Source organism: Burkholderia sp. Ap-955 (assembly GCF_011753045.1).
Taxonomy (GTDB): domain Bacteria; phylum Pseudomonadota; class Gammaproteobacteria; order Burkholderiales; family Burkholderiaceae; genus Burkholderia; species Burkholderia lata_D.
Window position 1 is genome coordinate 202,798 of record NZ_VWWH01000004.1, and the last position, 24,955, is coordinate 227,752.

Here is a 24,955-nt window from a genome sequence, read left to right on the forward strand (position 1 = left end):
CGACGTTGCCCTCCGTTAACCGAGGGTTATCCCGGATGCTGTCGCCCATTCAAATTTGTATGATGACCACATAACCTTACAAACCAGAGCGCCATGTTCGAGAAAATTCCCGCCCGTGCGATGAGCGACCATGTCGCGCAGCAACTGCTCAAGCAGATCGAAGTCGGCAGTTTCTCCGCCACCGGCAAGCTGCCGACGGAGGCCGTGCTCGCGCAGGAATTCGGCGTGAGCCGCACCGTGATCCGCGAGGCGATCTCGCGGCTGAAGAACGAAGGCGTGGTCGAGCCGCGCCAGGGCAGCGGCGTGTACGTGAACCAGCACGGCGCGATCCGGCCGCTGCGGATCGACTATGCGGAGGCCGTCGAAGCCACGTCGCTGCCGCACCTGCTCGCGGTGCGCCGCGCGATCGAGGCCGAGGTCGCGGCCGAAGCCGCGCTGAACCACACCGATGAAGACATGGCCGACATCGACGATGCGCTGCGCAAGATCGACGACGCGGTGGCCGAAGGGCGCGATGGCGTCGCGGAAGACGTCGCGTTCCACCGCACGATCGCGGCCGTCACCGGCAACCCGTATTTCCTGAAGACGTTGCAGTTCCTGAACCAGTACCTCGAAGCCGGCGTGAAGGTCACGCGGCGCAACGAAGCGACGCGCGAGGATTTCTCGCGCCAGGTGCGCGAGGAACACGCGGCGATCGCCGACGCGATCCGCGCGCGCGACCCGATGGCCGCACGCAACGCGGCGCGCACGCACATGTACAACGCCGCGCGCCGCCTCGCGGAAGCCGGTATCTGCTGAACCCGGCGGCCGCCGCGCCGCCCCTCTTCCGAATCGATCAAGGTTGACCATGTCACGAAATGTTGGAGTCATCGGCCTCGGCGCGATGGGCCTCGGCGTCGCCCGCTCGCTGCTGCGCGCCGGCCTGCGCGTCCACGCATGCGACGTGCGCGACACCGTGCTGCAGGCGTTCGCCGCCGAAGGCGGCATCGCCTGCGCGACGCCGGCTGAACTCGGCGCGCAGTGCGACGTCGTCGTCACGCTCGTCGTCAATGCCGCGCAGACCGAAACGGTGCTGTTCGGCGAGCACGGCGCGGTCGCGGCGATGAAGCCGGGCGGCGTCGTGATCGCAAGCGCGACCGTCGCGCCGGAATTCGCGGTCGCGCTCGGCGCACGCATCGAGGCGGCCGGCCTGCAGATGCTCGATGCGCCGGTATCCGGCGGCGCCGCGCGCGCGGCCTCCGGCGAGATGACGATGATGACGTCGGGCCCGGCCGCCGCCTACGCGGGCTGCGAGGACGTGCTCGCCGCGATCGCCGGCAAGGTCTATCGCCTCGGCGATGCGCACGGCATCGGCTCGAAAGTGAAGATCATCAACCAGTTGCTGGCCGGCGTGCACATCGCGGCAGCGGCCGAGGCGATGGCGCTCGGCCTGCGCGAAGGCGTCGATGCGGACGCGCTGTACGACGTGATCACGCACAGCGCCGGCAATTCGTGGATGTTCGAGAACCGCGTGCCGCACATCCTGAACGGCGACTACACGCCGCTGTCGGCCGTCGACATCTTCGTGAAGGATCTCGGCCTCGTGCTCGATACCGCGCGCCGCAGCAAGTTCCCGCTGCCGCTGTCGGCCACCGCGCACCAGATGTTCATGAGCGCGTCGAGCGCCGGCCACGGCGGCGAGGACGATTCCGCCGTGATCAAGACTTTCCCCGGCATCACGCTGCCGCCCGCCCGCTGATTCGACCGACGCTTCTGCCATGACCGCTTCCGCTTCCCGTCCCCTGCTCGGCTGCATCGCCGACGATTTCACCGGCGCGACCGATCTCGCGAACATGCTCGTGAAGAGCGGCATGCGTACCGTGCAGACGATCGGCGTGCCCGCCGACGGCGCCGCAGACACCACGCTCGACGCCGACGCGATCGTCGTCGCGCTGAAGTCGCGCACGATCCCCGCCACCGACGCCATCGCGCAATCGCTCGCCGCATACGAATGGCTACGCGCGCAAGGCTGCCGGCAGTTCTTCTTCAAGTACTGCTCGACGTTCGATTCGACCGACGCAGGCAACATCGGGCCCGTCGCCGATGCACTGCTCGATGCGGCCGGCGGCGGCTTCACGATCGCGTGCCCGGCGTTCCCCGAGAACGGCCGCACGATCTATCGCGGCCACCTGTTCGTCGGCGATGTGCTGCTGAACGAATCGGGGATGGAGAATCATCCGCTCACGCCGATGAAGGACGCGAACCTCGTACGCGTGCTGCAACGGCAGACGAAGTCGCCGGTCGGCCTGATCCGCTACGACACGATCGCGCTGGGCGCGGCCGCCGTGCGCACGCGGATCGAGCAACTGCGCGCGGAAGGCGCGCGCTTCGCGATCGCCGACGCGCTGTCGGACCGCGACCTCTACGTGCTCGGCGAAGCCTGCGCGGGCCTGCCGCTCGTCACCGGCGGCTCGGGCATCGCGCTCGGCCTGCCCGCGAATTTCCGCCGCGCGGAGCAACTGCCCGAACGCGACAACGCAGCGTCGCTGCCACGCATCGAAGGGCTCTCGACCGTGCTCGCCGGCAGCGCGTCGAAGGCCACCAACGCGCAGGTCGCCGCATGGCGCGCCACGCGGCCGAGCTTCCGCATCGATCCGCTCGCGGCATCGCGCGGCGAACCCGTCGTCGAGCAAGCACTTACCTTTGCGCGCTCGCACCTGCCGCAGCCGGTGCTGATCTATGCAACGGCCACGCCCGACGAAGTGAAGGCCGTGCAGCAGGCGCTCGGCGTCGACGCGGCCGGCCATCTCGTCGAAGCCACGCTCGCGGCGATCGCGCGCGGCCTGCGTGATCTCGGCGTGCGCAAGTTCGTCGTCGCCGGCGGCGAAACTTCCGGCGCGGTCGTGCAGGCGCTCGACGTGAAATCGCTGCAGATCGGCGCGCAGATCGATCCGGGCGTGCCGGCGACGGCCACCATCGACGCGCAGCCGCTCGGCCTCGCGCTGAAGTCCGGCAACTTCGGCGCCACGGACTTTTTCGACAAGGCGCTGCGCGCGCTGGACGGAGCCGCACGATGAGTGACGAAGCGAAACTGCGCGAAGAGATCTGCGTGGTCGGCGCGAGCCTGTATGCGCGCGGCCACGCGGTCGGCAGCGCCGGCAACATCAGCGCGCGCCTGCCCGACGGCTGGTTGATCACGCCGACCGATGCGTGCCTCGGCCGGCTCGACCCGAACGACATCGCGAAGGTCGGCCTCGACGGCCAGCCCGTATCGGGCGGCAAGCCGTCGAAGACGCTCGCGCTGCATCGCGGCATCTACGCGCGCAATGCCGAAGCGAACGGCGTCGTCCACACGCATTCGACGCATCTCGTCGCACTGACGCTCGCGGGCGTGTGGCGCGACACCGACGTGCTGCCGCCGATCACGCCGTACTACGTGATGAAGGTCGGCCACATTCCACTGATCCGCTACCGCCGCCCCGGCGATCCGGGCGTCGCGGCCGAAGTCGCGGCGCTCGCCGACCGGGTGCGCGGCGTGCTGCTCGACCGCCTCGGCCCCGTGATGTGGGGGCCGTCGGTGTCGCACGCGTCGTATGCGCTCGAGGAACTCGAGGAAACGGCGCGGCTGTGGCTGATGACGCACCCGAAACCCGAGCCGCTCGACGACGCCGCGCTCGACGAACTACGCGCCAGCTTCGGCGCGCGCTGGTAGCGACGCGCCGCGCAACGATTCCCATGCCCGCCGTGTGCGCGGGCCCTTCCGTCAGCACACACACGACCGGCGACGTACGCGCCGCCGGCACACGACATCATTGGAGACGACGATGACTGCTCTCGACGCGGCCGCTGGCCGCTCGCCCGCCGCGCCCGCCCATGCCGCGGAACTCGACCGCACCTACAAGAAAGTGTTCTGGCGCATCGTGCCGTTCCTGATGCTCTGCTACGTGGTCGCGTATCTCGACCGCGTGAACGTCGGCTTCGCGAAGCTGCAGATGTCGCAGGATCTCGCGTTCAGCGAAACGGTGTTCGGGCTCGGCGCCGGCATTTTCTTTCTGGGCTATTTTCTGTTCGAACTGCCAAGTAACCTGCTGATGCATCGCATCGGCGCACGCATCTGGATCGCACGGATCATGATCACGTGGGGCCTGCTGTCCGCGCTGTTCGCGTTCGTGCAGACGCCGACGCAGTTCTACGTGCTGCGCTTCCTGCTCGGCCTCGCGGAAGCCGGCTTCTATCCCGGCGTGATCCTGTACCTCACGTACTGGTTCCCGTCGCATCGCCGCGCGAAGATCATCGCGGTGTTCATGTCCGCGATTCCCGTGTCGGGCATCTTCGGCAACCCGCTGTCGGGCTGGATCATGGAACGCTTCCACGGCGGCTCGGGCTTCCACGGCTGGCAATGGATGTTCATGATCGAAGCCGTGCCGGCCGTGCTCGTCGGCATCGCGACGATCCTGTATCTCGACAACAGCATCCGCAGCGCGAAGTGGCTCGACGAGCGCGAGAAGCAGCTGCTGGAGGACGAGATCGCCGCGCAGCCGCAGGAACAGCAGAAGCACGGCCATTCGCTGAAGGCCGTGTTCGCGGACCCTCGCATGTGGTGGATGTCGCTGATCTACTTCGCGTTCGTCACGGGCCAGTACGGCCTCACGTTCTGGATGCCGACGCTCGTCAAGTCGACCGGCATCACCGATACGCTGCAGATCGGCCTGCTGTCGGCCATTCCGTTCCTCGTCGCGATCGTCGTGATGAACCTGTTCGGCCACAGCGCGGACAAGCGCCGCGAACGCCGCTGGCACCTGATCGTGCCGGCGCTGATGGGCGCGCTCGGGTTTGCGGTCGCCGCGTCGTACTCGCACAATACGGCGGTGTCGATCGTGTTCCTGTCGCTCGCGGCGGGCGGCGTGTTGACCTGCGCCCCGCTGTTCTGGTCGCTGCCGACCGCGTTCCTCGCGGGCTCCGCGGCCGCGGCCGGGATCGCGATCATCAACTCGGTCGGCAACCTCGCCGGGTTCGCGAGCCCGTACGTGATCGGTTACCTGAAGGACGTCACGCACAGCACGGCGTCCGGCATGTACGTGCTCGCCGCGATGCTCGTGATCGGCGCGATCGCCGTGTGGCTCACGCCCGCGAAACTCGTGAACCGCTGATCCCGAGCCACCGATCCGGCCGCCATTCGACGCGGGGCGCCGTGCGCCCCGCCCCATTCATTCACAGGACCCGCTGCCATGCCACGCTTCGCCGCCAACCTCTCGATGATGTACACCGAGCACGCGTTCCTCGAACGCTTCGCCGCTGCCTCGTACGACGGCTTCAAGGCCGTCGAGTACCTGTTCCCGTACGACTTCGCCGCCGAGGACATCCGTGCGCGGCTCGACGCGCACAACCTCGAGCAGGCGCTGTTCAACGCGCCGCCTGGCAACTGGGCCGCCGGCGAGCGCGGGATCGCGTCACTGCCGGGCCGCGAGGACGAGTTCCGGCGCGGCATCGACCAGGCGCTCGACTATGCGCGCGTGCTCGGCAACAAGAAGCTGCACGTGATGGCCGGCATGGTGCCGCCGGGCGCCGACCGCGCACGCCATCGCGACACCTACCTCGCGAACCTGCGGCATGCGGCGCAGGCCGCCTTCGCGCGCGGCATCACGATCCTGATCGAGCCGATCAACCAGCGCGACATGCCCGGCTATTTCCTGAGCCGTCAGGACGACGCGCACGAGATCTGCGCGGAAGTCGGCGCACCGAACCTGAAGGTGCAGTTCGACTGCTACCACTGCCAGATCGTCGAAGGTGATCTCGCGATGAAGCTCAAGCGCGATTTCGCGGGCATCGGCCATATCCAGATCGCGGGCGTGCCCGAGCGCCACGAGCCGGATCTCGGCGAACTCAACTACCCGTATCTGTTCGCGCTGATCGACGCGCTCGGCTACGACGGCTGGATCGGCTGCGAATACCGCCCGAAGGCCGGTACGTCGGAAGGGCTCGGCTGGCTCAAGCCGTACCTGTAATTCCAGCATTCTTCTGAGGGTAAAGAACATGAAAGTACTGATCACCGGCGGCGCCGGCTTCCTCGGCCAGCGTCTCGCGCGCAAGCTGCTCGAGCGCGGTGAACTCACCGGCCCCGACGGCCGCAGCGAGAAGATCGACGAGCTGGTGCTGCTCGACGTCGTCGCAGGCAGCGATTTCGGCGATGCGCGCGTGACGTCGATCGTCGGCGACATCGCCGACCGCGCGGTGCTCGACCGCGCGATCGACACGCAGACGGGCGCGATCTTCCACCTCGCGGCGATCGTCAGCGGGCAGGCCGAAGCCGATTTCGATCTCGGCATGCGGATCAACCTCGACGCGTCGCGCACGCTGCTCGAAGTGTGCCGCGCGCGTGGCCATCGGCCGCGCGTCGTGTTCACGAGCTCCGTCGCGGTTTATGGCGGCACGCTGCCCGACGTCGTGCAGGACGACACCGCGCTGAACCCGCAATCGTCGTACGGCGCCGAGAAGGCGATCGCCGAACTGCTGCTGTGCGACTACGCGCGGCGCGGCTTCGTCGACGGCCGCGTGCTGCGGCTGCCGACGATCAGCGTACGGCCGGGCCGCCCGAATGCGGCTGCGTCGTCGTTCGCGAGCGGCATCATCCGCGAACCGCTGAACGGCGAGGAAAGCGTGTGCCCGGTGCCGGGTTCGACGCGGCTGTGGCTGCTGTCGCCGCGCGGCGCGATCGAAGCGCTCGTCGCGGGCTGCGAGATCGACAGCGCGAAGCTCGGCAACAAACGGGTGATCAATCTGCCCGGCCTGTCGGTGTCGGTCGACGAAATGATCGCGGCGCTGCGCGAAGTCGCGGGTGACGAAGTCGTGAAGCTGATCCGCCATGTGCCGGACGAGCGCGTCGAGAAGATCGTCGGCAGCTGGCCGGGCCGTTGGGATACGTCGCGCGCGGAAGCGCTCGGGCTGAAGGGCGATACGTCGTTCGCGGACGTGATCCGCAGCCATCTCGCCGACGAACGACGCTGATTCCCGCGCCGCCGGCCGCGCAGGCACCAGCGCCCCGGTCGCATCAACGCGGCCGGGCGGATTCCCCGATGGGCAGCGGCGCGTTTTTCGTTCCGCCCGACCGGTTCGCCGAACCGGCCGCCCACTGCCACGCCAGCAGGCCCGGCAGATAGAACAGCAGGTCGCGCACACGGCGGGCGCCGGCCAGCGCGAGACAGGTCGGCGGGTCGAACCCGAGCAGCCCGCCGATCAGCACGAACCCGCCCTCCTGCACACCGAGCCCGCCCGGCATCAGGAACGCGATGCTGCTCACCAGCTGGATCAGCGCCTCGATCGCGAGCGCCTGTGCGAACGTCGGCTCCGCACCGAGAAAATACAGCGCGAGCCAGATTTCCAGCGCATAGCCGACGAACTGCAGCGTCTGCCAGATCACGAGATAGCGCACGACGACGCCGGTCTTTCTCCAGATCATCCGGATCGACTGATCGGTGCGCGCCGATTCGCCGACCAGCGCCACCACCTTGCCGCTCGTGACGCGATTGAGCACGCGCATCGCGCGCTCGAACGGCCGCGCATGCTGCACCAGCGCGAACAGCAGCAGCACCGGCACCAGCGCGGCCATGCCGATCGCGAGGTTGCCGGCCACCCGCGCGGTATCGGACGACACATGCTCGAGCACGTAGCCGATCGCGACCAGCGCGAACACGAGCTGGCTGATCAGCGTCAGCTGCATGTCGGCGACGAGGCTGGCGACGGCGGTCGCCGGTCGCACGCCCGCCTGCCGCAGCAGGCCGAACGACACGATCTCGCCGCCGATCCGCGCGACCGGCAACAACCCGTTGATCGATTCACGGATCCACACGAGCTTCAGCATCGCCGCGAACGACGGACGGCGCGGGCCGCGGATCAGCATCCGCCAGTCCCACGCATTCGCGAGCATCGGCAGGATGTGCGCCAGGGCCGCGAGCAACAGCCCGGCCCCGGCGATCTGCAGGCGATGCAGGATGTCCAGCGGATGCTCACGCCAGATCAGCCACACTGCGAGCGCCAGCCCGCCCAGCGCCGCCACCTGCCCCACGTGGCGCAGCCGTGCGTCGCCCCGCGGGGCGTTGCGCTCCGCGGCATCGGCAGCGGGGTTCGTTTGGGTCGTCATGATTCGCTCGCGGGCGACAGCAGGCCTTCCCGGTCGACACGAAAACGCGTGCCGCGCCACACGACATGCGACGAGAAGAAGCTCGACACGAACACGAAGAACTGCAGGAGATCGACGAACGGCAGCCAGAGCGCGCCGCGCAGGCCCGCGCCGGTCGCCCGGCTCGTTTTCAGCATCAGCAGCGCCCGCGCGGCCAGCGCCGCGACCGCCAGCCCGCACGCGACGGCCGTGCCGCCGGAGAACAGCAGCGCCAGCAGCGCGAGCGGCACCGGGTGCATCAGCACCGAGCCGGCGTGACCGAGCCGGTCCGCCGCGCGGATCGTGCAGCTCCAGCGCAATTCGTGTGCGTACAGCTTCGCGAACGTCTCCTCGACGCAGGCATGCCCGACGACGAACGGCGGAATGACGACCTGCGCGCCCACCTGCCGCACCGCCTCGCCCAGCGCATGATCCTCGGCCAGGTGATGCGCGAATCGCGTAAGCCCGCCGATGCGTTCGAGCGTCGCGCGCGTGATCGCAATCGTCTGGCCGAAGCATGGGCGTGCGCGCCCGATGAAGAGTCCGGTGATCACGCCCGGCAGGAAATGGTAGTTCGTCATCGCGACGGCGACACCGGGCCAGAAGCCCGGCGACGCGATGCCGCGATACACGCTCGTCACGATGCCGACATCCGGCTGCTGCAGCGCGCCGACGACGGCGCGCAAATAATCGCGCTCGACCAGCACGTCGCTGTCGGCGAGACAGAGCATCGAATACTCCGCGTGTTCGAGCATGTTCACGAGATTGGCGATCTTGCGGTTCGGCCCGTAGAGCCGCGCATCGGCGACGACCTTGATGTTCGCGTCAGGATAGCGCGCCCGCAGCGCCTCGACGGCCACGAGCGCCTTGTCGTTCGCATCGTGCACGCCGAACAGGTGCTGGACCGGCCCCGGATAATTCTGCACGAAGAAGCTTTCGAGATGCTGTACGAGTTGCCACTCGTCGCCGTGCAGCGGCTTCGCGACGGTGACGCCCGGATAATCGCGCGGTTCGGCCGCCGCCCGGGAAAAGAACCGGCCGACCAGCACGCTGGCCGTGATCGTGTAGGCAATGCCCAGTAAGCCGCCCAGCCCGCAGACGATCGACATTGCCTCAACCAGCGCGCGCAGCACATGCAGCAAAACCATGCTTCTCCCCAGTGGTGACCCGTACGACCACGACACCCGGGAGCCGCCGCGCGCACGCGGATTCACCCGTGCGCGCCGCCGTTTCGATTCCCGTGGAGCCGGATGTGAAGGACGACCAAGCGACGATACGCGCAATCAGATGACACAACTACCGTGCGGCGATCGATTCCCGTCACGCGCACGTAGCCGCAGGCGAGCGCGGCCCGGAACGCGACGTCGGCAAGCTTGCGGGCCGAAAGGATCGCGGTGGCAACCGCGATGACGACCCAGATGCGGAACGTCATCGTGGTGAAAAATGCTTCGGGTACGCGCCATGCAAGCAACGACACCAGCACGAAGCACTGAATGAACATGCCGGCCAGCGCGGCGATCAGCAGGTGGGCACGCCATCGCTCGATCGTCGAAGATGCCATGGTGAAAGACTCTCCCGTGCGGACGACCGGTATCGATCTGAAAGATTCGAAAGGTCGCGTGGGTCAGGATCAGGAAAAGCGAAGGTCCAGTGGAGAACGATTGTGGCGACGCCTGCTTAACGTTTCGTTAAGAAACCGAACGTAGAATCCACCCGACCGATATCGTCCCCGTCGTCCGCAGGAGTCTCCATGTCCATGCCCGCCCGATATGACACCGTTGCGCGCTTGCTTCACTGGCTGATCGTCGCGCTGGTCATCGCGCAATATGCGATCGGCTGGACGATGCCCGACGTGCATCGCGACACGCAGCCCATTGGCCTGATCGCCGCGCACCTCCTCGTGGGAACCGCGCTGCTCGCGGCGATGGCTTGCCGCGTACTGTGGCGCGCAACGCATCGCCCGCCCACGAGTGACCTGCCGCCCGCGATGCGCGCACTGTCGGGCGCGACGCATTTCGCGCTCTACGCACTGCTGATCGCGGTGCCGCTGCTCGGCTGGATCAACGCGTCGTCGCGCGCATGGGGCGTGACGTTGCTCGGGATCGTGCCGTTGCCCGCGCTGTCGGCGGCCGGCTCCGGATTCGGCCACGCGATGGGCGACGTGCACGGCATCCTCGCCTGGGCACTGTTCGTCGCCATTTGCCTGCACGTGGCAGCCGCGCTCGCGCACCGCTTCGTGCTGCGCGATCAGGTCATGCAGCGCATGATGCCCTGGTGATCGCCATGCTGGCGGCACCGCATGCCATCGCACGCATGAGCCGGATTGCCGCCGATACCGATACCGTCTTCGTTCCGGTTCATCGCACGACCGACCGGCCGCTCATCGCACGCGGCCGATGAGATGATCGCGCCGCCGCGCGAAGCGGCGCGCGATGACCGGCAGCGCGGCCGGCGCCCTTCTGCCGCGTCGAGCGGCACGGACGGCTGCGGTACTGCCGTGCCGCGAACACGATGGCCTGAAGTCACACAAGACCATGTCGACACCTAGTTGCTGGTCTGCGCCGGCATACCGGAGGCCGGTGCGTGCGCGGCGGCAGCCGCCATCCGGGCCCGGTCCTGCTCGGCAAGCTTCGCTTCCGCCGCCTGGATGTCCGCCGGATACTCCCCTTCGTCTCCCTTCGCCGGGTCGTACCCGGCTGCTTCCAGACGCATCAATTCGTCGCGAACCTGTGCACGCGTGAGCGGCGCGGCCGATTGCGCGAAGGCCGACTGAGCGACGATCGCTCCGATCATCGTCAGTACTACGATATATGTTTTCATCATGAACTCCTTCAATGTTCCGTATCGATCAACCGTGTCGAATACCTTGAATGCCTGACCTGCGAACGCAGGCGGCTGCGTCAGCTTCCGAAATAGATCGCGCAGAAGCTCGCGGGGCCGACGCATGCGGTGGAACCCCGGCGCGGCGACATCGTCGCCGGCTTGCCCGCTTCGGATGACGCGGCCGGATCGCTGCCGACCGCCGTGCTGGCCTGATGCTCCGGCATCTGTTCGACCTGCCGCTGGAACAGCGGGCTCGCATCCGGATACGACGTATCGGTCACGAAGCGCAGCCCGTTGCTTTCGGCGTCGATCAGTTCCTGCCTGACCTGCGCGCGCGTCAGCGCCTGTGCCGACGCTTGCGTCGCGATACCCGCGAGAGAAATTGCCGCCACTGCGGCGGCCACCAGCCAATGCGTGTTCATGTTCCACTCCTTGAGAAGTCAACGAGACGACGTGCTACACCCGTATGACGACGGAGCGCGTGCGTTTATTCCCGCGCGTCGCGCAACTCGGATCACGCGGCTTCTCCGGCGCCTGGAGCGCCCGGAATGGACATTCATGAAACTGTCATTCTTTCGTCAGCCGGCGTAACCTGACGTAACGCAGCGCCCGCCGCGCTTCGGGCAGACTGACGTCACCCCTTACGGATCGCCGATCGATCGACCATGTCCGTCGCTTACGACTATGCAGCCGGCTTGCTGCGCACGCTGTACGACCGCCATATCGACGGCGGCGCGGTACTCGATCCGGCCGCGTTTCCCGACGCCGAGCGTTTCGTTCGTGCATGGACCGACATCCAGGCAGAGGCATTCGCCGTGGCGCGCGACATGACGCGCATCCCGCGCTTTCACGAGATCATGCGCGAGCAGTACGACATCTCGGCCAACGATGCACGCGACTGGCGGATGTTCATCATGCAGGCGTACGGCCAGCCGTTCCCGCGCAACCTGTCGCGCTGCCCGACCGTCGCATCGATCGTCGCGGCATCACCGGACGTGCTATCAGCATCGTTGTCGTTTCTCGCACCCGGCAAGCACATTCCACCGCATCGCGGGCCGTTTCGCGGCATCCTGCGCGGCTATCTCGTGCTGTCGATGCCGAAGCGCGCGGACGGCACGCCGGCCGCCGTGCTGAAGGTCGACGGCCACGAATACCGGCTCGAGGAAGGACGTTTCCTGCTGTGGGACGACACCTTCATGCACGAGGTGTGGAACGACAGCGACGCCGTGCGGATCGTGCTGCTGCTCGATATCCGCCGGCGCGAGATGCCGCGCCTGCTCACGTGGCTGTCGAATGCGGTGATCGGTGTCGTGCGGATCGGGATCAGGATTCGCGGGCGCTCGATTCCGGTTTAGCGCGTGTGAGCGGCGCGACCTCCTGTCACGCCATGCGCGGCGAATCGTCCTGTGCCAGCTCCGTCAGGATCGACGTCAGCGCGCGAATCTTGGGCTGCATCGCACGCGGCGACGGGTACACGAGAAAATAGCCGAGACCGTTGTCCACGAGGTCACCAAAGGGGGCAACCAGCGACCCGGCCGCGAGCCGGTCCCGGGCCATGCGCGGGTCACCGATCGCCACGCCGTGCCCCTGCTCGGCGGCGGTGAGCGTCAATTCGAGCGTGTCCAGTATGAGCCCGGTTTCAGGGTCGACCTGCGTCGCGCCGACGGCAGCGAGCCAACAGCGCCACTCTTCGTGCCCGTGGGCGGGATGAAGCAACGTGGCCTGCGCAAGATCGGCGATCGATCTCAATGAAGCGGCCAGCGTGCCGGTGCACATCGGTGTCAGCCGCTCTGCAAAGAGCGGAACCGACACCATTCCGGCCCAGTGCCCGGCGCCTCGTACGACGATCGCGTCGACGTCGGTTCCGGCGAAATCCGGCGTGTCGTCCGCCGACGTCTGGATACGCAGTTCGGTCCGCGGGAGTGCGCGATTGATCGCCGGAAGACGCGGCAGCAGCCAGCGGATCGCGAAGGTCGACGGCAAACGCAACGTGAGAACCGGCGCGACGCCGCAATGCGCCTCAGCGTGGCGTGCCAGTTGCGTCAGGACGTCGACCGCCACCGTCAACAACGCACCGCCTTCCGCGGTCAGCGTCAGCCCCGACGCATGACGCACGAACAGTGCGCACCCGTAATGCGCTTCCAGTTGCTGCACCTGACGGCTCACCGCACCCTGGGTCCGGCACAGATGATCGGCAGCCCGGCTGAAGCTGCCGAGTTCGGCGGCGGCAACGAAGGCCTGGAATGCCGTCAACGGCGGCAGGGCTCGCTTGAGTTCGGCAAGCGGGTATGCACGGGCCGCATGCCCGGGTTGCGGATTTTTCGATTGTTCGGACATCGGTGCATCGCTATCTTGGTTGCGCCGGACCCGCATCACCTGTCGCGGCCCGGCTCGTCAACAACCAGCGGAGAAAGAGAATGGTCCCATCGTCGAAGGCACTATACACGCGGCAGGTCGACACCTACCTGAAGGCGCTCGAGCGCGGCGACGTCGCCTCGATCTGTGCGCAGTTCACGCCGGATGCACGGATTTTTTCTCCGTTTCTCGGCTGGATGCAGCCGAAACCGTTCTTCGAAAAGGTCGTTGCGGCATCCGGACAAAGTCGGATCACGACGATCGACATCTGCGTCAGTGCGACCGGGGCGCGACGGGCAACCGGTTACTTCGTGTACGACTGGGGGCTGAAGGACGGCTCGGCGGTGCAGTTCGAATGCGTCGATGTGTTCGAATTCGACGAAAGCGGACTCGTCGAGCGCATGGTCATCGTCTATGACACGCATCCGGTCAGGGAGGCGGTTGGTGACAAGTACGCGTGACCGACACGCACGACGGCGCGACCCCGCAAGGCCATTCGGTGCCTGCGCATCGACGATGCGACCGATGCGGGATCCGGCTCCGTCGCACCCGCTGGATCGCCTAAACTACAGACCGTCCCCTCAGCGCGGCTCCTGCCAGCCACCGCCATGGCGCACCTCTTCTTCGCCGCCTCGATCCAGCGGCATATCGAAACGCCCGAGCGCGAAATCGACGCCCGCTCGGTCGGCGAAGCATTCGACACCGTTTTCGGCGAGCAGCCGCGGCTGCGCGGCTACATCCTCGACGACCAGGGTGCGCTGCGCAAACACCTGTCGGTATTCATCGACGGCCAGCCGATACGCGACCGGCAACACCTGTCCGATGTGCTCGGCGATGCCAGCCGGGTCTATGTCGTGCAGGCGCTGACAGGCGGATAAGGGGACGTATCCACCAGCACCGACCGCGCACCCCGACGTCAGGCCGGGCCATCAGGAGACATCGCAATGAACGATCGACTGCTCGTCGCCACCCGCAAGGGCCTGTTCGTCTTGCAAGCCGACGGCCACGGCGGCTGGACGCTCGGTGAGCCGCACTTCGCCGGCGAGCCGGTCAGCATGACGCTCGCCGACCCGCGCGACGGCACGCTGTACGCCGCGCTGAACCTCGGTCATTTCGGCGTCAAGCTGCACCGCCGGCGCGCAGGCGCCACCGACTGGGAGGAATGCGCGGTTCCCGTCTATCCGCCGCAGCCCGCCGACGCCCCACCCGCCAGCGCCAGCGTGAATGCCGGCACCGGCGACGACGACGACGCGCCACCCGGCCCACCGCAGCCGCCATGGACGCTCCAGCAGATCTGGTCGCTCGAAGCCGGCGGCGCCGACGAGCCGGGCGTGCTGTGGGCCGGCACGATTCCCGGCGGGCTGTTCCGCTCCGACGACGGCGGCAGTTCCTGGGTGCTCAACCGGGCACTGTGGGATCGCCCGGAGCGCGCCGAATGGGGCGGCGGCGGATACGACGCGCCGGGCATCCATTCGGTGATGGTCGATCCGCGCGACAGCCGGCACGTGGCGATCGGCATCTCGTGCGGCGGCGTCTGGCAAACCACCGACGGCGGTGCGACATGGCGCGTGACCGCCGATGGCATGGAAGCCGACTACATGCCGCCCGAGCGGCGCGGCGAACCGAACATGCAGGACCCGCACCGCGTCGTGCAGTGCGCGGCCAACCCGGACGTGCTGTGGACGCAGCATCACTGCGCGATCTTCCGCTCGACCGACGGCGCCGAGCACTGGCGGCGCATCGAGGCGCAACCTTCGAGCTTCGGTTTCGCGGTAGCCGTGCACCCGCACGAACCGGACACCGCGTGGTTCGTGCCGGCCGTGAAAGACGCGTGCCGGATTCCGGTGGACGGCAGGTTCGTCGTCACGCGCACGCGCGACGGCGGGCGCAGTTTCGAGCAATTCGCGAACGGGTTGCCGAGTGCGCCGGCGTACGACCTCGTGTATCGGCACGGGCTCGCGATCGATGACACCGGCACGCGCCTCGCGATGGGATCGACCACCGGCGGGTTATGGACGTCCGCTGACGGCGGCGAAAACTGGCAGTTGGTGTCTGCGCACCTGCCACCGGTTTATTGCGTCAGGTTCGGGTGATGGTGTGCGAGCGGGTCGGTTGACGGCCCGCTCCGGGCCTTCGAAGCCAACGCAAAATGCGGTGGCCCGCTCGTCGGTAAACCGCGCCTTCGCACGCCGCCCGATCGGCCCGCCGAATCGCTTACACTGCACGCCCGGCCTCTCATCACCCTGTCGCCATGCGATTTCTCCGGTCGTTTCCCGAGCGATTCGACGCCGCGCCGCTCAACCTGCGCGCGCTGCTTGCGTCTACCGTCCTCGCCGCCTCCACCGCACATGGCGCGGGGCTGACCAACACGACCGACGATCCGTGCGGCAAGGTCGACACCGGCTACACACTCGACGACAGCATCCGCGGCGCGTTCGGCTCGACCCAGCCGGTCACCGCCTGCATCGACGTGCTGCGCGGGCAACCCGACGGCCCGCGGCGCCTGCGCATCTTCGTCGACGGCAAACGCGTACTCACGAACGACGCGATCGCGATGGGACCAGACGACGGCGGCGTGATGGGCGATCCGTACCAGCCGCTCGACATCAGCCATGGTTCGCTGCTGGTGCGGAATTACGGCGGCAGTTCGATGCGCTGGGGCGAAACTTGGCGCGTGACGACGCGCAACGGCCAATGGATCGTCGCGGGATGGGATGAGGACAGTTGGGACTTCCGCTGGGACGGCAGCGGCAGCAGCGAATCCCATACGAGCGTCAATGCAATGACGGGAGAGGTGCACGACAGCGACGCCCCGATCCCTGGCGACGAAACGCCCGCGAAACGCGCCGTCCGCCGCACCTGCAAGCTGCCTGACGCATGGCGCAGCCCGGCCGTCGCGCAGATCGCAGCGATACGCGACCGAAGCTGGCGTTGCGACGCAAAGCTCGCGAAGCCGATACGCCCCGGGAAATAACCGGGGCGGCACCCGCCCGCGCGTAACGAGCAGTGCCACCCGGCGTTCCCGCTCAGGCCCCTCCCCCCATCCGCCCCACCGCCTCCCGCGTCAGCCCGATCTCCTCTTGGAGCCAGTCGAGAAACGACCTGACCTGCGGCTCGCGCTCCCGCCCGGGCCGGCACAGCGCGACAAAACGCGCGCCCTCGATCCGTACCGACGGCTCGATCGGCATCAATGCCCCATGCGTGACATGCTCGGCAGCCAGCACGGAGCTGAGCAACGCGATGCCCTGCCCGTGCAGCACCGCCTGCAACGCGTAATGCTCGTCGTCGTAGTGGCGAAATACCGCGCGCTCGAGCCACGCTTCGCGCCCCGCCGCGCGACACCACGACGCCCAGTCGACTGACACCGGCAGCGGCGTGTCCCACACGGTCTCGATCAGGTCGAGCGGCTCGTCCGCCCGATGCGCATCGAACCCGGCGGCCGCATACGCACCGAAATACTCGTCGATCAGCGTAATCTCGTGCAGCGCCGGAAACGTGCGCGACGTCGCGCGAATCGCGAGGTCGATCCGCGCATCGCGTTCGAGATCCGCGAGCGTGTTGCCGGTTTCAACCTTGATGTGCAGTTGCGGATCGATGCGACGAAACCGGCCGAGGCGCGGAATCAGCCACATCGCGGCGAACGCGGGCGTGGTGGTCAGCACGAGCGTGCGCTCGCCGGTCGTTTCGGGCCGCACCGCGTCGAGCCCGCGGCTCAATGCGAGCAGTGCATCGTGACTCGCGCGAAACAGGCGTTCGCCTTCGTCCGTGAGCCGCACGCCGCTCGCACCGCGCTCGAACAGCAGCACGCCGAGCCGGCTTTCGAGCGACTTGATCTGGTGCGACACGGCGGCCGGTGTCACGGACAGTTCGTCCGCGGCAGCCTTGAACGCGCCGAGCCGCGCCGACGACTCGAATACACGCAATGCGGTCAGGGGGATTTTCGAGAACACGGGGCCTCGCGGGCCGGATCGGGCCGGGTTGAATTCAATTGAATGGGGTTGAGATTAGGTGAATTGAAGCGGGCGTGCAACGCGAATAGCCTTGCGGGACGTCGCGGCACGGTGCCGCGTCGAGTGACGTCCAACCGGAGCAACAACGTGCAAGGCCTACCGCGCAGGATCACGCAGGCGGTGCTCTACGAAGCGATCGCGATTTCCTGCATCTCGCCCGCGATCGCGGCGATCTTCAAGCAGGACCTCGTCTATTCGGGCGCGCTGTCGGCGACGATGTCGGCGATCGCGATGCTGTGGAACATGATCTTCAACGCGCTGTTCGAGCGCTGGGAAGCGTCGCGGCGCCAGCCGACACGCACGCTCGGGCGGCGGATCCTGCACGCGACCGGATTCGAAGGCGGGCTGATCTTCATCCTGGTGCCCGTCGTGGCGGGGTGGCTCGACATCTCGTGGCTCGACGCGTTCGTCGTCGACATCGGGCTGTTCGCGTTCTTCTTCTGTTATGCGTTCGTGTTCCAGTGGGCATTCGATCGGGTGTTCGACATGCCGGCGGCGACGAAGGGGTCGTGAGGTGGGTGCGAGGTACTCACCCTGCGAGGCGGGCAAAGTCAGATCCGGTCGAAGTTGAACGGCGTCACGCCAGGCAAACCATCGACCCGCTGGACGTCGACACCGCACCAGGCGCCGATCATGCAGGCCATGCGGCGCGCTTGCTCGCCGTCGTTGATCCGCCCCATCAGGTCGATCGGCTGACGGCTACGAAACACGAGCACGAGTTGCGCCAGATCGCTCTGGATCTTCACCAGCGAACCGCCCACGACCGCGCCGTCGATACCTTTCCGGCCACCGACCAGCAGGTGCTCCAGATCGCGGCACGCGTAGGTATTCAGCACCGGCTTGCGCAGCAGGCGCGTGGTGCGAATATCGATCCAGCGTTCGCCGTCACGCCAGCAGAAACGCACTTCGCGCAGCGGACCGGCAAACCAGCGCGCGCGCATCAGCTTGGGGCCGATCCAGATCAACAGCACGCCCGCGCTGGCGACGAACACACCGAAGACGCCAAGCCCGAGCCATTCGTACCACGCATGCAATTCGTCACCGGTAACGCTCCCGGCAAGCAGCGGTACGCCCATCATGCAGGCCAGTCCCAACGCACACAGCCCGAAGCCGAACGACCACCACACGAAGTGCCCCATGCGCATGCGCCGCGGCGACAGGATCAGGTCCCGGCCGTCGGGCAGGCACGCATAGCCGGCCTCGAACACCCACCGGTCCGGCGTCAGCGGCCAGATCATCATGCAGATCAAGCCCAGTGCGCCCAGCGCGACTGTGGCCCAACCCAGGATTGCTTCGACGAGAGGCGGCATAGGCGTACCCGATTGCGATCCATTGCGCTGCGCGAAACGAACGTCCGGTCCGGGTCAGTCGTCGCGATTCTGTCCTATCCTTTTCCGCGCGGCTGCGGCTGCGCGAAGCGTGCTTGAAGCGCCGTTTACGCCCCGCCCGCGATTTTCGGCAACTGCCAGCCGAAGCGCACGGCCGCCATCCGCAGCGCAAAGCAGGCGATGCCGCCGAGCACGGCCGCGACGACCGGCGGACAACCGAGCCGCCGGCACGACACGACGACGACCGCGCCAAGCAGCGCCGCGCTCGCATAAATGTCCGTGACCAGCACGACCGGTATCCGCGCGAGCAACACGTCGCGCACGACGCCGCCGCCGCACCCGGTCACGGCGCCCATCAGCGTCGCGATGAACGGGTGGACGCGGAACTCGAGCGCCTTTACCGCGCCCGCGACCGCGAACAACGCGAGGCCGGCCGCATCGAGCGTCGTGAGCATCGACGGCGAGAACTCGGCCACCCGCGCATGAAAGACGAACGCGAACAGCCCGGACGCGAACGCGAGCGCCGGATAGCGCCAGTCGCTCACGGCGCTGGGCGGCCGCGCGCCGATCAGCAGATCGCGGATCACGCCGCCGCCGAGCGCGACGACGAGCGACAGCACCATCACACCGAACAGGTCGAGCCCGGCGCCGATCGCCGCATTGGCACCCTCGACCGCGAACACCGCCGTGCCCGCGAGATCGGCGGCAAGCACCACTTGCTCGATGCGCTTCATGCGCGTGAATGGCCGCAGTGCGGCATCGTCCGGCTGCAGCCTGCGTCGCGACAAGCCGACGCGCCGTTCGGCCTCGGCCGCCTGCCGGCCACCTGCCGCCATCCGGATACCTCAAGCGCACTGCGTATCATTGCCGTCTCCTCGATCGGGATCGAGCAGTCTAGCGCATCGCCCGTCCACTGACGGGCCGAACCTGAAGCCGGAAACAAAAAGCCGGTGGCAGCAGGATGCGCACCCTGCTTCCACCGGCTCGGAAACACGTCAGGCTTCCAGTCGAAGCCGCGAAGTCCGACGCGTCACGCTCAATGCACGCCGAGATAAGCCTTCACCGCCGGCAGGCCCGGCTTGCCGTCGAGCGTCGTCACGCCGGCGAGCCACTTGTCGAGCGCCTGCGGGTTCGCCTTCAGCCACTCGGCCGCCGCCTTGTTCGGATCTTCCTTGTTCATGATCGGCATCATCACGTGGTTCTCGATCGACGTCGTGAACTGCAGGTTCGACACGAACTTCGCGACGTTCGGGCAGCGCTGCGCGTAGTCGGGCGGCGTCGCCGTCAGCACCTTCGCTTCGCCGTAGTTCGGGCCGAACACGTCGTCGCCGCCGGTCAGGTAGTCGATCTTCATCTGCACGTTCATCGGATGCGGTTCCCACCCAAGGAACACGATCCACTGCTTGTCGCGGATCGCGCGATTCACCTCGACCAGCATCCCGGCCTCGCTCGACTCGACCATCTTGAACTTGCCGAGGCCGAACTGGTTGCCGTCGATCATCTTCTTGATCAGCAGGTTGCCGTCGTTGCCCGGTTCGATCCCGTAGATCTTGCCGTTCAGCTTGTCCGCGTACTTCTGAATATCCGCGAACGACTTCAGGCCGCCCTGGTACACGTAGTCGGGCACCGCGAGCGTATATTTCGCGCCCGTCAGGTTCGGCGTCGAAAGCACCTTGATCTGGCCGGCCTTCGTGAACGGCTGGATGATCGGGTCCATCGTCGGCGACCAGTAGCCGAGGAACACGTCGATCTGCTTGCTCTTGATGCCGGCGAACGTGATCGGCACCGAGGCGATCGTCTTCGTCGGGCTGTAGCCGAGCCCCTGCAGCATCGTCGATGCGAGGCCCGTGGTCGCCGCGATGTCGGACCAGCCGACGTCCGCGAAGCGCACGTTCTTGCACACGGGCGGATCGGCCGCGTACACGGCCGACATCGGCGCGGTTATCCCGATCCCGCACACCGCTGCGATCAATAGGCGCTTCATCTTGCTTCTCCTCAAAGTGATGTCGTTTGCTTGAATACGGGATCGTTTATTGAAGCCGCGCGCCGCGATCCCGGCGGCGTCGCGGACCAGAGGTTCGGTCAGCGCCCGGGCAACCGGCGCTCGTAGCTCGGCGCGTGGCCGAACTGCGCACGGTAGGCCTTGCTGAAATGGCATGGCGAATGAAAGCCGCAGACCGTCGTCACGCGTGCGATCGACGCATCGGTCGTGCGCAGCAGGTCGCGTGCGCGCTTCAGGCGCAGCGTCAGGTAATAGTGGGTCGGCGACACGTTCAGGTACACCTTGAACATGCGCTGCAGGTGCCGCTGCGACAGCCGCACGAGCCGCGCGAGCTCCTCGAGCGACAGCGGCTCCTCGATGTTCGCCTCCATCAGCCGCACGACCTCGATCAGCTCCGCGCGCGAGAAGCCGACGCGCGCATCGACCGGAATCGGCTGCGTGTCCGTCGAGCTGCGGATGCGCTCCAGGATGAACTGCTCGGATACCTGCGCGGCCAGCTGCTGGCCGAAGCGCATGCCGACGAGGTTCAGCATCAGGTCGAGCGGCGCGGTGCCGCCGGTGCAGGTCAGCCGGTCGCGGTCGACGACGAACAGTTCGTCCGCAAAACCCACTTGCGGAAACTCGGCATGCAGCGCGGACAGGTTCTCCCAGTGCACGGTGCAGCGATAGCCGTCGAGCAGCCCGCTCGACATCAGCGCATACGCGCCCGTGCAGATGCCGCCGAGCGGCAGACCACGTTCGGCGAGCGCCGCGAGCGTATCGCGCGCACCCTCGTCGACCACGTCGCGGATGCGGATGCCGCCGCACACGATCATCACGTCGGGCAGGTTCGTATAGTCGAGCGCCTGCGTGGGCCGTACCGCGATGCCGTTGCTGGCGTGCACCGGACAGCCGTCGAGCGAATAGATCGACCACTGGTAGTGATCGGCGCGCCCGACGTAGTTCGCCATCCGAAGCACTTCGACGGCGCTCGAAAACGCGATCATCGAAAAGTTCGGCAGCGTCAGGAAGCCGAAATGGGCGAGAGATGAAACCGGTGAAACGCAGGCTGCGGGCGCGACAGCGACGGCGGACGTCACATCGGTCTCCTGGCGAGGAGGTTGCAGGGGGCCAGCCCCGCGGCAGATGCCGCGGAGGCCGTTATCTCTATTCAGGATGAGCGGCCGGAGGGTTCCGGCCGCTGGAGGTCAAGCCTGGGCGGGCGCGGCCTTCACGCGAAACAGCTGCTTGAGACCCGAGAACAGCGGCGCCTTCACGGTGCCCGGCGCACGGCCGAAGCTTTCGGTAATGCGGTCGAGAATGATCGCGAGCAGCACGACCGACAGACCGCTTTCGAAGCCGAGGCCGATGTCGAGGCGCTGGATACTGGCGAGCACGTCGTTACCGAGGCCGCCTGCACCCACCATCGACGCGATGATCACCATCGACAGCGCCATCATGATCGTCTGGTTCACGCCCTGCATGATCGACGGCAGCGCATTCGGGAACTGCACCTTGTACAGCAACTGCCACGGCGTGCAGCCGAAGGCTTGGCCGGCTTCGACGATCTCGCGGTTCACGTGGCGGATCCCGAGGCTCGTCAGGCGCACCGCCGGCGGCATCGCGAAGATCACCGTCGACAGGATCCCCGGCACGCGGCCGAGACCGAACAGCATCGCGGCCGGAATCAGGTAGACGAACGCGGGCATCGTCTGCATCAGGTCGAGGATCGGGCGCACGATCGCGGCGACCCACTTGCTCTTCGCCGCCCAGATGCCGAGCGGGATGCCGAGCACGAGGCTGATGATCGTCGACGACAGCGTGAGGCCGAGCGTGATGACCGTCTGGTCCCAGAAGCCGGTCGCGAAGATCAGCAGCAGCGACAGCGTGGTGAACAGCGCGAAGCGCCAGCCCACCCGCCACAGCCCGACACCGATGAAGATGGCCATCATCAGCCACATCGGGATCGCCTGCAGGCCGTGCTCGACGAATGCCGCGAGCCCCTCGATCGCCTGGCCGATCGTGTCGAACGTCTTGGCGTCGTGGTCGAGCAGGTAGTGAACGGACTGGTCGACCCAGGTACCGAGCGGAATCATTTCAGACATGGGAACCTCGCGAACGCGTGATGGCCTTCAGGATGAGCGCACGATCGACCGAGCCGCAGTAGCAGCCGTCGTCGTCGACGACCGGCAGTGCATTCGGGCTCGCGACCACGCGCGCGACGACATGTTCGAGCGACGCGTCGCGCCGGATGGATTCGATCGGGCTCACGGACGGCGTCGCCTGGCCGATCGCATCGCGCGTGACGAAGCCGCGGATCTTGCGTTGCGCATCGAGCACGAACGCATAGTCGGCACTGCCGTTCAGCGTCGCCGCGACGTTCGCGGCATCGCACTTCGACACGATCGGCACGGCGCCCGTCTGCATCAGGTCGCCGGCCGTCAGGTAGCGGCTGGTGTCGATGCCGTCGAAGAACGCGCGCACGTAATCGTCGGCCGGGTTCGCGATGATGTCCTGCGGCGTGCCGACCTGCACGAGCCGGCCACCTTCCATGATCGCGATGCGGTTGCCGATGCGCAGCGCTTCTTCCAGATCGTGCGACACGAACATGATCGTGCGGCGTTGTTCCTTCTGCAGTTGCAGCAGCACATCCTGCATTTCCCGGCGCTTGAGCGGATCGAGCGCGGAGAACGCCTCGTCCATGATCATCAGCGACGGGTTCACGGCCAGCGCGCGGGCAAGGCCGACGCGCTGCTGCATGCCGCCCGACAGCTCGGACGGCAGCTTGTGCGAGAACGGTGCGAGGCCGACCTGCTCGAGCACCTCCATCGCACGCCGCTCGCGCTCCTTCTTGCCCATGCCCCCGACTTCGAGTCCGAACGCCGCATTCGACACGACGGTACGGTGCGGCATCAGCGCGAACGACTGGAACACCATGCTCATGTCCTTGCGGCGCAGCGCGGTCAGCGCCGAGCGGCGCGCCGACGCGACGTCGAGCCCGTCGATCATCACCTTGCCGGCGCTGGGATCGACCAGCCGGTTCACGAGGCGGATCAGCGTAGACTTGCCGGAGCCGGACAGGCCCATCAGCACGAAAATTTCGCCTTCCTGCACATCGAAGGAGACGTTGTGCACGCCGACGACCTGGCCGGTGCGCTTGAGCACATCGTCCTTCGTCGCGCCGGCGGCGAGCATGTCGAGCGCCTGCTGCGGGTTGCTTCCAAACACCTTGCACAGACCTTCGACCACGACCTTGGGGGCATCCATCGAAACCTTCTCCTCGTGTAGCGGGGACTCGCGCTTGTCTTAGCGTGCCTACATAGTTGCCAGAAAAAACCCCGACCTGCCGACGAATTACGACAAACGCTTGCGCAAATACGACACGGCTGCCAGCCCCGCCGGGCGGGCCGCGGCACGCGGCGGCACCCGATTGCGGCGGCGCAATACGCGCACGGCCAGCAACGGCGGGCATCGCGCGTCGGACTTGTGCGCAGCAGCGCGGCGCATATCGCGTCTCGCCTTGCGCCAATTCGCATCGGGCACGCGTCGCTTTACGACAATTTCACGTCCGATCACGCGCCGATCTGTTCAGACGAAAGCGCATCGCCTCCACCAATAAAAAGCATGACCGTGCAAAAAGCCGCGCGGCGACACCGGACAGTGCACGCCACGATACCGCGCCAACCCGGAAAATCCGCGACGGCCGCTGTGATACATTCCCCGCCAACAGGCTGACCGCGACGCAGGCCGCCATGCGGCCACCGTGGTCAGCAGCGCATGCCGGTTCGCCTGCCGGCCATGCCGATACCGCCTCGACCGGCAAACATCCGATCGCAGGCCGATAACGATACGAGAGAGGGAGCAGGGCGAGATGAACTGGGCTTTTACCGCAATCGGCTTCATCGTGGGCGGGATTGCCGCATTGATCGGGGATTTCTCCGCCATCACCGGCGCAGTGCTCGGCGCCGCGATCGGGTTCTGCCTCGACAACACGCTGCAACAGCGCAAGCGCAAAAGCAAAGGCACGGCCTCCGATGCGTTCGCGATGCAGGCACCGCCCGTCCAGCCGCCGGTTCCGTTGGCCGAGCGCGTCGCACGCCTCGAGGCGACCGTCGAGACGCTGACGCGTGAAGTCGCGTCGTTGCGCGGCCAGTTGGCCGGCACGAAGGCCGGCTCGGCCGCGACCGTGTACACGCCCACCGGGGACGCCTCTGCATCTGCCTCGGCAGCCCCATCCGAAACTTTCCCGCCTTCGGCCGCCTTGCCGCCGCGCGCGCCTGCCCAGCCGGCCGCTGCACGCCCGGACGCACCGGCGTCCGCATCG

Annotated in this window: 27 protein-coding genes and 2 pseudogenes; 16 read left to right on the forward strand and 13 right to left on the reverse strand. The window is 67.2% G+C overall.

Annotated elements, in window-relative coordinates:
- Positions 1 to 93 precede the first annotated feature (93 nt).
- The 7 genes from F3J15_RS04195 to denD all read left to right on the forward strand — a co-directional run bounded on the left by F3J15_RS04195 (position 94) and on the right by denD (position 6,984).
- Positions 94 to 798 (forward strand): FadR/GntR family transcriptional regulator, encoded by a 705-nt coding sequence (locus F3J15_RS04195; RefSeq protein WP_011354089.1) that lies wholly within the window; start codon positions 94 to 96, stop codon positions 796 to 798.
- Between the two features lie 49 nt (positions 799 to 847).
- Positions 848 to 1,738, forward strand: a complete 891-nt coding sequence (gene ltnD / locus F3J15_RS04200) for an L-threonate dehydrogenase (protein ID WP_006489132.1) — start codon at positions 848 to 850, stop codon at positions 1,736 to 1,738.
- 19 nt (positions 1,739 to 1,757) lie between these two features.
- A complete protein-coding gene (otnK, locus tag F3J15_RS04205) occupies positions 1,758 to 3,056 on the forward strand; it encodes a 3-oxo-tetronate kinase (protein WP_166888062.1) in 1,299 nt (432 codons plus the stop codon).
- On the forward strand, positions 3,053 to 3,691 hold the full coding sequence (locus F3J15_RS04210; RefSeq protein WP_166888065.1) for an aldolase: 639 nt from the start codon (positions 3,053 to 3,055) through the stop codon (positions 3,689 to 3,691). The genes otnK and F3J15_RS04210 overlap by 4 nt, the downstream gene beginning before the upstream one ends.
- A gap of 112 nt (positions 3,692 to 3,803) precedes the next feature.
- Complete coding sequence (locus F3J15_RS04215) at positions 3,804 to 5,129, forward strand: MFS transporter (RefSeq protein ID WP_166888068.1); 1,326 nt, start codon at positions 3,804 to 3,806, stop codon at positions 5,127 to 5,129.
- Between the two features lie 78 nt (positions 5,130 to 5,207).
- Positions 5,208 to 5,984 carry a 2-oxo-tetronate isomerase gene (gene otnI / locus F3J15_RS04220; RefSeq protein WP_166888071.1) on the forward strand — a complete coding sequence of 259 codons (777 nt, stop codon included), beginning with the start codon at positions 5,208 to 5,210 and terminating at the stop codon, positions 5,982 to 5,984.
- 28 nt (positions 5,985 to 6,012) lie between these two features.
- Positions 6,013 to 6,984, forward strand: coding sequence for a D-erythronate dehydrogenase (gene denD, locus F3J15_RS04225; RefSeq protein WP_069252433.1), 972 nt, complete (start codon positions 6,013 to 6,015; stop codon positions 6,982 to 6,984).
- Between the two features lie 43 nt (positions 6,985 to 7,027).
- Here the strand turns inward: denD and F3J15_RS04230 are convergent, their stop codons facing one another.
- From F3J15_RS04230 to F3J15_RS04240, 3 genes are all read right to left on the reverse strand, one after another.
- Positions 7,028 to 8,116 (reverse strand): lysylphosphatidylglycerol synthase domain-containing protein, encoded by a 1,089-nt coding sequence (locus tag F3J15_RS04230; protein WP_166888074.1) that lies wholly within the window; start codon positions 8,114 to 8,116, stop codon positions 7,028 to 7,030.
- Positions 8,113 to 9,282 carry a bacteriohopanetetrol glucosamine biosynthesis glycosyltransferase HpnI gene (gene hpnI, locus F3J15_RS04235; protein WP_166888077.1) on the reverse strand — a complete coding sequence of 390 codons (1,170 nt, stop codon included), beginning with the start codon at positions 9,280 to 9,282 and terminating at the stop codon, positions 8,113 to 8,115. The genes F3J15_RS04230 and hpnI overlap by 4 nt, the downstream gene beginning before the upstream one ends.
- Before the next feature lie 62 nt (positions 9,283 to 9,344).
- Entirely contained in the window at positions 9,345 to 9,695 is a 351-nt protein-coding gene (locus tag F3J15_RS04240) for a hypothetical protein (protein WP_166888080.1), read from the reverse strand.
- 189 nt (positions 9,696 to 9,884) lie between these two features.
- On the opposite strand from F3J15_RS04240, the gene F3J15_RS04245 reads away from it, so the two are divergent.
- Together F3J15_RS04245 and F3J15_RS38075 are read left to right on the forward strand one after the other, a co-directional pair.
- Positions 9,885 to 10,412, forward strand: coding sequence for a cytochrome b (locus tag F3J15_RS04245; protein ID WP_166888083.1), 528 nt, complete (start codon positions 9,885 to 9,887; stop codon positions 10,410 to 10,412).
- Positions 10,409 to 10,534 (forward strand): hypothetical protein, encoded by a 126-nt coding sequence (locus F3J15_RS38075; protein WP_275691217.1) that lies wholly within the window; start codon positions 10,409 to 10,411, stop codon positions 10,532 to 10,534. The genes F3J15_RS04245 and F3J15_RS38075 overlap by 4 nt, the downstream gene beginning before the upstream one ends.
- 144 nt (positions 10,535 to 10,678) lie before the next feature.
- Here F3J15_RS38075 and F3J15_RS04250 read toward each other — a convergent pair whose 3' ends face one another.
- Together F3J15_RS04250 and F3J15_RS04255 are read right to left on the reverse strand one after the other, a co-directional pair.
- The gene (locus tag F3J15_RS04250; protein ID WP_166888129.1) at positions 10,679 to 10,954 is read right to left on the reverse strand and encodes a DUF4148 domain-containing protein; all 276 of its coding nucleotides are present in this window, start codon (positions 10,952 to 10,954) and stop codon (positions 10,679 to 10,681) included.
- An 80-nt stretch (positions 10,955 to 11,034) separates the two neighbouring features.
- Positions 11,035 to 11,379, reverse strand: coding sequence for a DUF4148 domain-containing protein (locus F3J15_RS04255; protein WP_166888086.1), 345 nt, complete (start codon positions 11,377 to 11,379; stop codon positions 11,035 to 11,037).
- A gap of 243 nt (positions 11,380 to 11,622) precedes the next feature.
- On the opposite strand from F3J15_RS04255, the gene F3J15_RS04260 reads away from it, so the two are divergent.
- Positions 11,623 to 12,312 carry an aspartyl/asparaginyl beta-hydroxylase domain-containing protein gene (locus F3J15_RS04260; protein WP_166888088.1) on the forward strand — a complete coding sequence of 230 codons (690 nt, stop codon included), beginning with the start codon at positions 11,623 to 11,625 and terminating at the stop codon, positions 12,310 to 12,312.
- Between the two features lie 25 nt (positions 12,313 to 12,337).
- On the opposite strand, the gene F3J15_RS04265 is transcribed toward F3J15_RS04260, so the two are convergent.
- Positions 12,338 to 13,294 (reverse strand): LysR substrate-binding domain-containing protein, encoded by a 957-nt coding sequence (locus F3J15_RS04265; RefSeq protein ID WP_166888091.1) that lies wholly within the window; start codon positions 13,292 to 13,294, stop codon positions 12,338 to 12,340.
- An 80-nt stretch (positions 13,295 to 13,374) separates the two neighbouring features.
- Here F3J15_RS04265 and F3J15_RS04270 point away from each other — a divergent pair, with 80 nt between their 5' ends.
- From F3J15_RS04270 to F3J15_RS04285, 4 genes are all read left to right on the forward strand, one after another.
- A complete protein-coding gene (locus F3J15_RS04270; protein ID WP_166888094.1) occupies positions 13,375 to 13,773 on the forward strand; it encodes a nuclear transport factor 2 family protein in 399 nt (132 codons plus the stop codon).
- A 147-nt stretch (positions 13,774 to 13,920) separates the two neighbouring features.
- A complete protein-coding gene (locus F3J15_RS04275; RefSeq protein WP_166888097.1) occupies positions 13,921 to 14,190 on the forward strand; it encodes a MoaD/ThiS family protein in 270 nt (89 codons plus the stop codon).
- Between the two features lie 66 nt (positions 14,191 to 14,256).
- The gene (locus F3J15_RS04280) at positions 14,257 to 15,405 is read left to right on the forward strand and encodes an exo-alpha-sialidase (protein ID WP_166888099.1); all 1,149 of its coding nucleotides are present in this window, start codon (positions 14,257 to 14,259) and stop codon (positions 15,403 to 15,405) included.
- Between the two features lie 158 nt (positions 15,406 to 15,563).
- Positions 15,564 to 16,286 carry a hypothetical protein gene (locus F3J15_RS04285; RefSeq protein ID WP_166888102.1) on the forward strand — a complete coding sequence of 241 codons (723 nt, stop codon included), beginning with the start codon at positions 15,564 to 15,566 and terminating at the stop codon, positions 16,284 to 16,286.
- Positions 16,287 to 16,338: 52 nt separating this feature from the next.
- Here F3J15_RS04285 and F3J15_RS04290 read toward each other — a convergent pair whose 3' ends face one another.
- Positions 16,339 to 17,262, reverse strand: coding sequence for a LysR substrate-binding domain-containing protein (locus tag F3J15_RS04290; protein WP_166888105.1), 924 nt, complete (start codon positions 17,260 to 17,262; stop codon positions 16,339 to 16,341).
- A 147-nt stretch (positions 17,263 to 17,409) separates the two neighbouring features.
- Between F3J15_RS04290 and F3J15_RS04295 the strand changes: the two genes are divergently transcribed.
- Positions 17,410 to 17,835: a PACE efflux transporter gene (locus tag F3J15_RS04295; protein ID WP_166888108.1), complete on the forward strand. Its 426-nt coding sequence runs from the start codon at positions 17,410 to 17,412 to the stop codon at positions 17,833 to 17,835.
- Between the two features lie 38 nt (positions 17,836 to 17,873).
- On the opposite strand, the gene F3J15_RS04300 is transcribed toward F3J15_RS04295, so the two are convergent.
- The 6 genes and pseudogenes from F3J15_RS04300 to F3J15_RS04325 all read right to left on the reverse strand — a co-directional run.
- Entirely contained in the window at positions 17,874 to 18,632 is a 759-nt protein-coding gene (locus F3J15_RS04300; protein WP_166888111.1) for a hypothetical protein, read from the reverse strand.
- Positions 18,633 to 18,757: 125 nt separating this feature from the next.
- Entirely contained in the window at positions 18,758 to 19,384 is a 627-nt protein-coding gene (locus F3J15_RS04305; protein WP_124585175.1) for a trimeric intracellular cation channel family protein, read from the reverse strand.
- A gap of 302 nt (positions 19,385 to 19,686) precedes the next feature.
- Positions 19,687 to 20,634, reverse strand: a complete 948-nt coding sequence (locus tag F3J15_RS04310; protein ID WP_011354069.1) for a choline ABC transporter substrate-binding protein — start codon at positions 20,632 to 20,634, stop codon at positions 19,687 to 19,689.
- 98 nt (positions 20,635 to 20,732) lie between these two features.
- Positions 20,733 to 21,731, reverse strand: coding sequence for a GlxA family transcriptional regulator (locus tag F3J15_RS04315; protein WP_166888114.1), 999 nt, complete (start codon positions 21,729 to 21,731; stop codon positions 20,733 to 20,735).
- A gap of 108 nt (positions 21,732 to 21,839) precedes the next feature.
- The gene (gene choW, locus F3J15_RS04320) at positions 21,840 to 22,736 is read right to left on the reverse strand and encodes a choline ABC transporter permease subunit (RefSeq protein ID WP_046549695.1); all 897 of its coding nucleotides are present in this window, start codon (positions 22,734 to 22,736) and stop codon (positions 21,840 to 21,842) included.
- Positions 22,729 to 24,020: pseudogene (locus F3J15_RS04325) on the reverse strand (glycine betaine/L-proline ABC transporter ATP-binding protein); the annotation flags it as partial. The pseudogene F3J15_RS04325 and the gene choW, both read right to left, overlap by 8 nt.
- Before the next feature lie 482 nt (positions 24,021 to 24,502).
- Between F3J15_RS04325 and F3J15_RS04330 the strand changes: the two are divergent.
- Positions 24,503 to 24,955: pseudogene (locus tag F3J15_RS04330) on the forward strand (DUF2339 domain-containing protein); the annotation flags it as partial.

Coding starts and splice junctions, on each gene's coding strand:
- F3J15_RS04250 (WP_166888129.1), bottom strand. CDS start 10,954: ATGAAAACATATATCGTAGTACTGACGATGATCGGAGCGATCGTCGCT.
- F3J15_RS04230 (WP_166888074.1), bottom strand. CDS start 8,116: ATGACGACCCAAACGAACCCCGCTGCCGATGCCGCGGAGCGCAACGCC.
- F3J15_RS04255 (WP_166888086.1), bottom strand. CDS start 11,379: ATGAACACGCATTGGCTGGTGGCCGCCGCAGTGGCGGCAATTTCTCTC.
- F3J15_RS04265 (WP_166888091.1), bottom strand. CDS start 13,294: ATGTCCGAACAATCGAAAAATCCGCAACCCGGGCATGCGGCCCGTGCA.
- F3J15_RS04310 (WP_011354069.1), bottom strand. CDS start 20,634: ATGAAGCGCCTATTGATCGCAGCGGTGTGCGGGATCGGGATAACCGCG.
- hpnI (WP_166888077.1), bottom strand. CDS start 9,282: ATGGTTTTGCTGCATGTGCTGCGCGCGCTGGTTGAGGCAATGTCGATC.
- F3J15_RS04285 (WP_166888102.1), top strand. CDS start 15,564: ATGCGATTTCTCCGGTCGTTTCCCGAGCGATTCGACGCCGCGCCGCTC.
- denD (WP_069252433.1), top strand. CDS start 6,013: ATGAAAGTACTGATCACCGGCGGCGCCGGCTTCCTCGGCCAGCGTCTC.
- F3J15_RS04195 (WP_011354089.1), top strand. CDS start 94: ATGTTCGAGAAAATTCCCGCCCGTGCGATGAGCGACCATGTCGCGCAG.
- F3J15_RS04215 (WP_166888068.1), top strand. CDS start 3,804: ATGACTGCTCTCGACGCGGCCGCTGGCCGCTCGCCCGCCGCGCCCGCC.
- F3J15_RS04210 (WP_166888065.1), top strand. CDS start 3,053: ATGAGTGACGAAGCGAAACTGCGCGAAGAGATCTGCGTGGTCGGCGCG.
- F3J15_RS04300 (WP_166888111.1), bottom strand. CDS start 18,632: ATGCCGCCTCTCGTCGAAGCAATCCTGGGTTGGGCCACAGTCGCGCTG.
- F3J15_RS04305 (WP_124585175.1), bottom strand. CDS start 19,384: ATGAAGCGCATCGAGCAAGTGGTGCTTGCCGCCGATCTCGCGGGCACG.
- choW (WP_046549695.1), bottom strand. CDS start 22,736: ATGTCTGAAATGATTCCGCTCGGTACCTGGGTCGACCAGTCCGTTCAC.
- F3J15_RS04245 (WP_166888083.1), top strand. CDS start 9,885: ATGTCCATGCCCGCCCGATATGACACCGTTGCGCGCTTGCTTCACTGG.
- otnK (WP_166888062.1), top strand. CDS start 1,758: ATGACCGCTTCCGCTTCCCGTCCCCTGCTCGGCTGCATCGCCGACGAT.
- F3J15_RS04270 (WP_166888094.1), top strand. CDS start 13,375: ATGGTCCCATCGTCGAAGGCACTATACACGCGGCAGGTCGACACCTAC.
- F3J15_RS04280 (WP_166888099.1), top strand. CDS start 14,257: ATGAACGATCGACTGCTCGTCGCCACCCGCAAGGGCCTGTTCGTCTTG.
- F3J15_RS04275 (WP_166888097.1), top strand. CDS start 13,921: ATGGCGCACCTCTTCTTCGCCGCCTCGATCCAGCGGCATATCGAAACG.
- otnI (WP_166888071.1), top strand. CDS start 5,208: ATGCCACGCTTCGCCGCCAACCTCTCGATGATGTACACCGAGCACGCG.
- F3J15_RS04240 (WP_166888080.1), bottom strand. CDS start 9,695: ATGGCATCTTCGACGATCGAGCGATGGCGTGCCCACCTGCTGATCGCC.
- F3J15_RS04260 (WP_166888088.1), top strand. CDS start 11,623: ATGTCCGTCGCTTACGACTATGCAGCCGGCTTGCTGCGCACGCTGTAC.
- ltnD (WP_006489132.1), top strand. CDS start 848: ATGTCACGAAATGTTGGAGTCATCGGCCTCGGCGCGATGGGCCTCGGC.